We start from the raw sequence: 8,176 nt of genomic DNA on the forward strand, positions 1-8,176 counted from the left end.
TCTGTCAGTGTTTCTTACCCAATATCTGGCACGCTAAAGTACCTAAGACGGGGTCGTTGAACACGAAGCCAGCAATACCGGCTGCGGATGTTCCAATTGCTGTCAATAGTGCTGACTCGTAAGATAGTAACGTCGCGCGGATCGTGCCGTTAACAATATCCTTTGCAATTTGAGGGAGGGTGTTGTTGAAAACGAATTGCGGCGTAATTCCCATAGCTATTCCCTGCGGTGTCACTTGCATCGGTGGAACAAGACAAACGAGATTTTCGCTTTTATCCATTTTCAGATAGGCGCTAGTGGCTGCGGCGCCTCCCGCCATGGCGCCGAAGTCAAACTGGAGTCTATAGGAAAACTTAATAGCTGGAATGATGGTGTACCACTCGCAGGTGCGGCCCGGGTTACTCCAAGTAGGACACCAGCCAGTCATAGAGATCTTTTTCTCTTCGGAAACTATGATGTCTTTACTCGAACCTGGGCAGCCGGTCGCTTTGTTACTGGTGAAGGCATATCCAACCGCTGCTAATGCTCCTGAGACGCCAAAGTCACCTTTATCGACGGAGATTGCGAGATCGCCAACGGTTCCGCCAGTCGCAAATCGGCCGTCAAGGGTTGTTCTCGGTTTGGAGCCATCTTCACACCCGAATGCAAATTCATAAGGGGTCGAATAGGTTCCGCTGAACGCCCCGATTCGAACCTTACCCGCCCCATCTAGTCTGTCCGAGCGTCCTGATACTTTTAGCACGAGGTTACTCACAGTGGGGGGCACATCGAGAGCCATGTTTGGTGAGAACTCCGATTCCTTGAGTCTTCCGCTCGCGTGAACCTCAAGGTTTGTGAAGTACTGGCGGGCTACCGAAACCGGCCTGCAGTTTTCGTCGCATTTCGCGGTTCCATCGTCGTTCTTATCGCGTTCATTCTTAGATGCGACAACATCAACGCTAACGCTGATACCCGCACTATCGAGAACTAATGTCTCACCCAAGGTTAGCATTGCGTCAGTGAGAGAAAGGCGTAGACCGGAAGCATCGATCTCATCGATAAACATACTCGCCGAACTCAAACGAGGGATAGCATCGATCTTTTCGATCTGAAACGCGCCTTCTGGCCTTCCTGAAAAGGCCGTTTCAGATGGACTTTGGCGAGGACGCTCAAACCGCGAACCACTGATGCTAAGTCCTTGTGCGACTATCGAGTTCGTTTTGCTCAGAGCGTCGATGTCTATTTCTAGGTTCTTGAGCTCGACATTCGGTTCGGTAACGATTGTTCCCCCGATGTCTATACTAGACCCTGCTACGTCGATAAATTTGAACCCAGCTTTGGCTTTTAGTATCGCCTTCGTTAGTACCAACGAGGGAGAAGCAATTGGCATCGCGAATAGTGCCTTTCCGTCTAAATCTAGATCAAGGTTTGCGCGCCGCTCGGTTCCACCTTTGCCAATACGAAGTATAGGCTGACCAAGAGTTAAGACATCCGTGCTAAGTATGAAGTGTCCCACACTTAAGTCTTCGCTTATACGCACTGCAACAGGATTAGATAATTCGACATTTAGATTCGCTAGCGTAGGCTTTGTGCCCGCAAGCCACGGCTCAGTGGAGATGCTGTTTTGCATGGCCACGTCGAATTGATTGGGAGCGATTTCGAGCCTTGCCGCATCGGGGGCGGTTATCGGAATAGCCACCTCCGCTTTCAAACGAAGTCGCTGGAGCTTCGCTGTAACAAGTACTTTCTGATCGTAATCGCTCAGTTCTATGCTACCGCCACCCGCGGGCACGTTCAAATCAATGGGCAGTCTCAGTTCTTGAGCATTGGGCGCTCGGCCAAACAGGAGCTTAACAGGACTTGCAATGCCTACTCCCCTCCATCCGAAAGAGGCGGCCTGCAGCCATCCGTTGACGGCTGGCGCATTCGTTGTTCCCTTCAATTGAACGTTGATACGCTGTACAGAGTCTTGCGCAAAGCGAAGCGGTAGACCCGAGACCTTAGGCTTTATCCAATCAACAATCCCATCGAGTGTATCTTTCGATAAAGTGTTGAAAGTAGCCGACATAGGCCCCTCTACAATATCGGAGTTCCCTTCCTTGGGAGACAAACCAACGTCGGCGCCACTGAGCTTTATATTGGTGGCAGCGAGGGATTCGATGGCGAATGCGGTAGTACTTTGGGACGTTGATCCATTAAGTGAAGTCGCGACCAGTGAAATTTGTTTACCTTGAGCGCTCAAGCCGCCGGCGGTCGTTGAGAAGTTGGCAGCAGAACCACTTACATCATTCACAGACGTGATCAGTTTCCCATGGTCTGCTGTTAGACTAGCGCCATGCGTCGAGAGTTTCGGCTTTCCGAACCTCATGGGACCTACATCCAGTTCGTCGCCATCGATCGTCACGGGCATCATCGCATACTTTCCCTGCCATATCGTCGCGGCCCCCGTTGCGATGTCCAATCTAATCTGCAGATTGTCGTTTGCAGGATCTTTCAATCTAAGGTCCGACGTCGCCTTCGCCTGCCCGGGAAATGCTAGTTGCACACCGGTGATTGCTCGGGGAAAGTAACCGTGGATCTCGACTTCGCCTTCGACGGAACTGGGTTGGACAAGCCACTCGCGCGTGCTCTCGATGTATAACCTTGACTTTGCGAGATCAAGTTTTCCTCCGCCGACAGGAAGCAATCCGGTCGAGACGTAACCGAGCGTTAGATCGAGTTTTCCTTCGCCGCTTGGAATCCACAACGAGTTGCTTAGACCACGACCTATGCGACCGTCAAGAGTCAGGTGTTCGATCCTTCCCGCGATGAGCACGCTAATTCCCTGCGCTTTTGCTAGCGCAAGTTGTCGATCACAGCTTGGCGTCGGCCGAGGGTCATCAACAGGTTTGGAGAAAATCACGAATCGAGCGTTGGGCTCGGTCCCTGGCCCTGGGTATTGATATTTCACTCGGACCCAGTCAATACTGCCCTTGGTCGATACGTCTCCTTGGAACTGTCTCCCGCTTACTCCGCTGAAGCACAGTTGACCCACGCTCGCGTCTGTCGCAAGAGCCGGCGCGCTCAGCGTTAGCGCGGTGACAAAGGAGACAATCCCGAGAACGGAATGCTTCAATACTTGGCGTAATTTCATGGGCGCGCCAGAAGGTTGGCCATGAAAATGCAATCCCAAACCATGCTCTTTTTTTCTGCGCCCGTGCCGTCGGCGCGCTCCCAAGTCCACTGCACCTTATCTTTCGGTACGCTCAGTGCGCTGTCGGGACAAAATTGCAAGACCCCTTGCGCGACAGTGTTCTTCGGTTCGCCCGCCAGGTATGCGAAGAATGGGTTTTTCGGCTGGCGGCGATGGAGGATGGCAGCTGCGCGGTCGAGAATCGGAGAGGTGTCGTCGCTGGCGCCGAAACTACGCCACAAGAGAATTTCGACCGCTACTAGATGTAGCGGATAGTCGGTGTCGTTCGTATTCGCGTCCGCGAAGGTAATCGGGATAGCCGCTTCGACAAAAGCGTCAAATAACTGCCCCATGGCTCCGCCTGGGCCCTGCGGTAACGGAAGATTCAGCCGGTGCAAAACAGTTGCCAATGTGGCGATGTCGCCAGGGCGCAATCCGCAACCATGCTCATTGTCGTCCCTGCAAAAGCGCGGCCATCCTCGCAGACAAAGAGGCTCGTTCCCAATGATGCATGCTGCATTGGCTTCGATCCACGTTGTCCAAGCGGAAAGCCGATCTAGATACTTCTGTTCGGAGCGATGGTTGACGACACTAAGCAGCACTCCAAGGTTCTGGTCGTTGGAGAAGGAGTTCGAAGGGTGCAGTTCCGGGTTGAGCGCGAGACGGGGTGAACGAAACCATTCGCCGCGGCGCGGTAAAGCCGCCTCGCGAGACTGAGCGTTCTGCACGGCGTCACAAGCCACGTTTTCGCCCGAATAGCAAAGCAGACCGTTGAAAATCACTGCGTCGCCGTCATCGCAATTTCCATTGGCGTCAACCTTTGATGGGAACGCTTTTCCCTGCCCATCGGTACACCATGGGGCAGCGGGACGCCAAACTTGCGCTGAGAGCTGCGCTACCGTGGCGACTGGATCCGCGTGCACCGGGTCGATGAGCAGATAAGCGAAAAGGGCGAGCAAGATCCGCAAGCGACCGTCGAAGAAACTGTGTCGCTTCATGGCTTTGAAATCCCGTCTGCAGGAAATAGCAAGGGGTGCGCAGTAAGCCGGTTGCATGAGGTGCATCCTCCTTCCATGGCCATACGCTGCGGAAAACGAAGAACCGCCTCATGTGACGTACCCGCGGTTATAAGAAGGGCATAAGGCTACGAGAGCCCGCTATTTGCATCGATGCGCTCTTCCATTACGCAGACGACTTGGTTTCAAATTTTAGGCATTACGGGATTGCTTTGGCATATTTCGGAGCTGATTTTGGCATCCGATGTTTCGTTATGTTGGGTTGCCCACATTAGAGCGTGTAGTGGGTTGCGATCTGCGGATGTAAGTGAAAATTTAATGAAGTGCTGCCCTTCTAATACCGGCGAGGATTGAGCGTAGGTTGCTGGCTAGTTGTAATTGCGGTTTCCACAAACGGTGAAGTGGTCTCTCGGCGGTTACCCGTTTCTGCGCAATGAACTGAATTCTACTGACTCGCAATTTATTCCGGACGCCGAACCTCAGTACTGACCAGGAGAGTCCATGCCGGTGCTGGGAACCAGCGCTTCAAGGCCAGACAACACGGATTCAGCCGTAACGGACTGGTCGGCCGACCCCGAAGACTGGGGTTACTTCCTGTCCCAAATTAATGCACGGTGGACGGCTCTGATACTTTCATCGAAGCATAGTCCCGCGTCGGCTGTGATTAAAGATGCTCTTCCTCACGTGGCCAGCAATTCTGGCAGCTCGAATGTCTGTAAATAATTCACACTCCGGTTCTTTCAGTTCGGTCATTGTTGACTGTCGCTTTGTGGCCGCTGAACGAAACCGCTCGCGCGGTAGGGGCTGCGGTTCGACTTGGTGGGTATTGAGAGGTGGATGGTGCGATTCCGTATGTTGAAGGTCGGGGCAATCCGCCCCGTTCTTCAACGGAGCCGCATCATGACCTCCATTCAACCGGGCGTCAGCCCTCTGCGTCAGCGTATGACAGATGACATGCGCATGCGCCAGCTTTCTCCGAAGACTCAGGCGAACTATCTGCGCATCGTGCGTGAATTCGCTCGCTATCTCAAACGCTCGCCCGACACCGCGACGGTCGAAGACCTGCGAAACTACCAGTTGTATCTGGTCGATCGCGGAACATCGCCTATCTCTCTCAATGCGGCAATCACCGGCCTGAAGTTCTTCTTCGACATTACGCTTTGGAAGCCGGAATTGATGAGCTCGATGCAGCCGGTGCGCGTGCCGCGCGTACTGCCGGTTATCCTCAGCCCGAACGAGGTCCGGCGACTGATTGCGGCAACCTGTAATTCAAAGCATTAGACAGCGTTGTCGCTCGCCTACGGCACCGGGTCGCGGGCCGGCGAAATGGTCGCGCTCCAAGTGGGCGACATCGATAGCCAGCGCATGACGCTGCGTGTCGAACAGGGCAAGGGCCGTAAGGTCGTTCATCAACCGAGAGTGAATCACACTCGGGGCTTCTGACATCTTTGCTCCGGAGCATCAGTGGATAGAGCCCGGGGAAACGATAAACCAGGAACGATTGATTTTCATCTCAAGCGACGACTATGCCGCTTTTCCACTAGATGTTCGCATCGTAGCCCAAGTAACTGCATGGAATGCCACGACCACCGTCATGTCTGACAGACTCGTGCCGCACACCGCACCAAGTTCTTAGCGCGGGCTAATTTTTTTATCAGCTTCAATTCGCTTTTTGCCGGAGGGTGCTATGTTACAACGAAGAGTCGGACCGGCTTCGGCGCACGCTGGTTTGGTATGCGCGGGACATCAGGATGGCAGCAATGAGGAAAACCGGAGTGAGAGTTCTCCCAGTGCCCAAGACCAGAGATGTGGCGCGACAGGTCAATCAAAGGAGGAGGAGATAACCATAAAGGAAATTGAGGAGTTAAAGAAGCAGTCGACCGAGAAGCCGCCAGCGCCGCCTCCGTCCAAACCGTAGGGATAGTGATATGGCATCGATGATGTGCGCTGTCCCGGACGATTCGAACGTGTACGTTCGTACGCGTTAACACATCTGGCAATCCGATGTAATGGGCGCGCGGAATTGAACGTTCAGCCGCCCTGCCTCTTACGTCGGATGCGGGTGCAGTTCGGCTGGCGCAAGTCAGCACCTACTATCGCGGAGGACTGAGTGATGCTAAGCCTAATCAGTTTATATCGCTGCTGCGTCAGTTCGCAGACCGCCAGTCAACGGGTCGCAAGAAGTGGAATAGCCGCGTCTCTATTGGCTCTTCTTGCGCTTTCACTTTCAGGGTGCGCCGTCGGCTCGCTTGGTAACTCTGGCGCCGACAACCGATATGAATCCGCGATCGTGGACGCGGCAGTGGTTACTCCACGCAACGTCAGAACCTTGCAGCCGCTTCCAGAAGGCGACGTCGTCACCGTCGTCACCTGGGTAGGTGCCTCTAAACACTACTGCCAAGCCGAGGGGGCGTGCGAAATAACCGTTGGAGCTACACCCATCTGGGTCTCATTGCCTACCGAGATTCAGCTGATTTGTCGAAGCTGGGGGCTTTCCGGCGACGCACTTCGGAATCGACTAGAACAGCTTCTTGGGCTTCCTCCTAACTCTCCTCCTTCTTATCGTAAGGTAGCGTTTGTTGAGCTGGCCGCGCCGCGGAGCAATATTGCGCGCCCATGTCTTGGCGTACATTCAACCGATGATGGCCGTCCGCAATGTGCGCTTCGGGCGGATGGAAGTCAGGACCAAATCGAATTACGTATTGTCAACGACCAGATGGCTTACGCGTATGTCGTTGGCGACAGCGGTGCGCCAGGATATCCCTTTACTCGTCTTGGATATACCTATGACTGGGGCAGCAACACCGATGGTGCGTCAGGACACTACGGCGTGTCCGAATTCATCGTGCTGCCGGGATCGAAAATTTCCGTTCTCCGATCTTTACCCACAGACGAATATTGCAGCCATGCAAACTAAAAGCAATGCGGGCCGGACGGAAGGGGATTTTTTACGGCAGCCGCTGCGCTAGCAGATAAGCCTGACCGAGTGCCGTGTCGAACGCCTTTTCGCTCGAAGACCAGTAGGCCCTCTGGGCTTCCATATCGGCTTGCATTGCTAGCCAGAGAGCTCGACCTCTCGGATCTTGCGCAAAGATTCGATTCGCCCGGTCGAGGTTGAAGGCGGTCGCTGTGTCGTACCATTTCTGTTTGAATTGCTCGCGATAAAGAAGTTTCAATGCTGTGGCATACGCCCATGCTACCGGACTCGTTAGCTCTAATTTGCTGTCTGCTTTGAAGTGCTCGAGATAGACGCCAACCTTTCTGGTCCTGCGCTCCAAACCTTTATAGTCCGCAGCACGGCGTTGCAGGCGGCTAACACTGCACTCACCATCGGATCCAAAGCTTTCCGAGTTATCGCTGGAGCTAACCCTGCTGAAGGAGGCGGGAAACCGTTCTCGAAGACGACTAGCGTCGGTCGTTCTTCGCATCCGCCGAGTTCGTTGACAAGCCAAACGCGTACGGCCTTATCTGTGACGCCGACCTCTCCGAACATGAGCACATCTCCGCCATACTTTTGCAACAAAGCTTTGCTAGCTCGGACCACTTCCTCCTGCGATGAGTTGTTTTCCTTCACGGGATCGAATGCAATTCGCTCGCAGGAGGTGTACGCATTCACGCCTTGTCCGCGAAATGCGCCGAGGAGGCGCGCGGTCTGTGTTTCGCTTGAATCGTCTCCAGCAAGAGGTGATATGAGTACAAGCAGCCGTTTGTCGTCTTGTTTTGGCTTCGTAGCAAGAAGGTGGCATTTGATTCCACCTAGCTTTTCGGAGGCTGACGTCAACAACGGCTGCAGTTGACCTGTAACGAAGCCGCTCAGCGCAGTCGCGACACCCGCAATCAGCAGCCCTGCGAGCCAACGCAAGAGCCGCCTCCGCGCAGACTTGAACCGCGTAGCAGCTCCCGTCTGTGTCTTGACTATCGACTTTTTTATCCGTAAGCGATCCGCGAACGACGCCCCTCAGAGTAAGGTGGTAGAGCGCGTGATGTGTGATAGCGAAGTGGGTCAGCG

General features: G+C 54.1%; 4 protein-coding genes and 1 pseudogene. 2 read left to right on the forward strand and 3 right to left on the reverse strand.

All coding sequences use genetic code 11. The features are described 5' to 3' along the window. Nucleotides 1–4: 4 nt before the first annotated feature. Nucleotides 5–3,112, reverse strand: coding sequence for a hypothetical protein (locus AWB72_RS27220; RefSeq protein ID WP_087129038.1), 3,108 nt, complete (start codon nucleotides 3,110–3,112; stop codon nucleotides 5–7). Beyond that, a complete protein-coding gene (locus tag AWB72_RS27225) occupies nucleotides 3,109–4,206 on the reverse strand; it encodes a hypothetical protein (protein WP_143754700.1) in 1,098 nt (365 codons plus the stop codon). Before AWB72_RS27225 ends, AWB72_RS27220 begins: the two co-directional genes overlap by 4 nt. A gap of 861 nt (nucleotides 4,207–5,067) precedes the next feature. Between AWB72_RS27225 and AWB72_RS27230 the strand changes: the two are divergent. Continuing rightward, nucleotides 5,068–5,568, forward strand: a pseudogene (locus tag AWB72_RS27230) (tyrosine-type recombinase/integrase); the annotation flags it as partial. Between the two features lie 712 nt (nucleotides 5,569–6,280). Beyond that, on the forward strand, nucleotides 6,281–7,084 hold the full coding sequence (locus AWB72_RS28710) for a hypothetical protein (protein WP_143754701.1): 804 nt from the start codon (nucleotides 6,281–6,283) through the stop codon (nucleotides 7,082–7,084). Nucleotides 7,085–7,115: 31 nt separating this feature from the next. On the opposite strand, the gene AWB72_RS27235 is transcribed toward AWB72_RS28710, so the two are convergent. Further along, nucleotides 7,116–7,595, reverse strand: coding sequence for a hypothetical protein (locus AWB72_RS27235; protein WP_143754702.1), 480 nt, complete (start codon nucleotides 7,593–7,595; stop codon nucleotides 7,116–7,118). Nucleotides 7,596–8,176 lie beyond the last annotated feature (581 nt).

It is taken from the genome of Caballeronia concitans (assembly GCF_001544615.1).
Lineage (GTDB): Bacteria > Pseudomonadota > Gammaproteobacteria > Burkholderiales > Burkholderiaceae > Caballeronia > Caballeronia concitans.

Coding starts and splice junctions, on each gene's coding strand:
- AWB72_RS27220 (WP_087129038.1), bottom strand. CDS start 3,112: ATGAAATTACGCCAAGTATTGAAGCATTCCGTTCTCGGGATTGTCTCC.
- AWB72_RS28710 (WP_143754701.1), top strand. CDS start 6,281: ATGCTAAGCCTAATCAGTTTATATCGCTGCTGCGTCAGTTCGCAGACC.
- AWB72_RS27235 (WP_143754702.1), bottom strand. CDS start 7,595: ATGCGAAGAACGACCGACGCTAGTCGTCTTCGAGAACGGTTTCCCGCC.
- AWB72_RS27225 (WP_143754700.1), bottom strand. CDS start 4,206: ATGCAACCGGCTTACTGCGCACCCCTTGCTATTTCCTGCAGACGGGAT.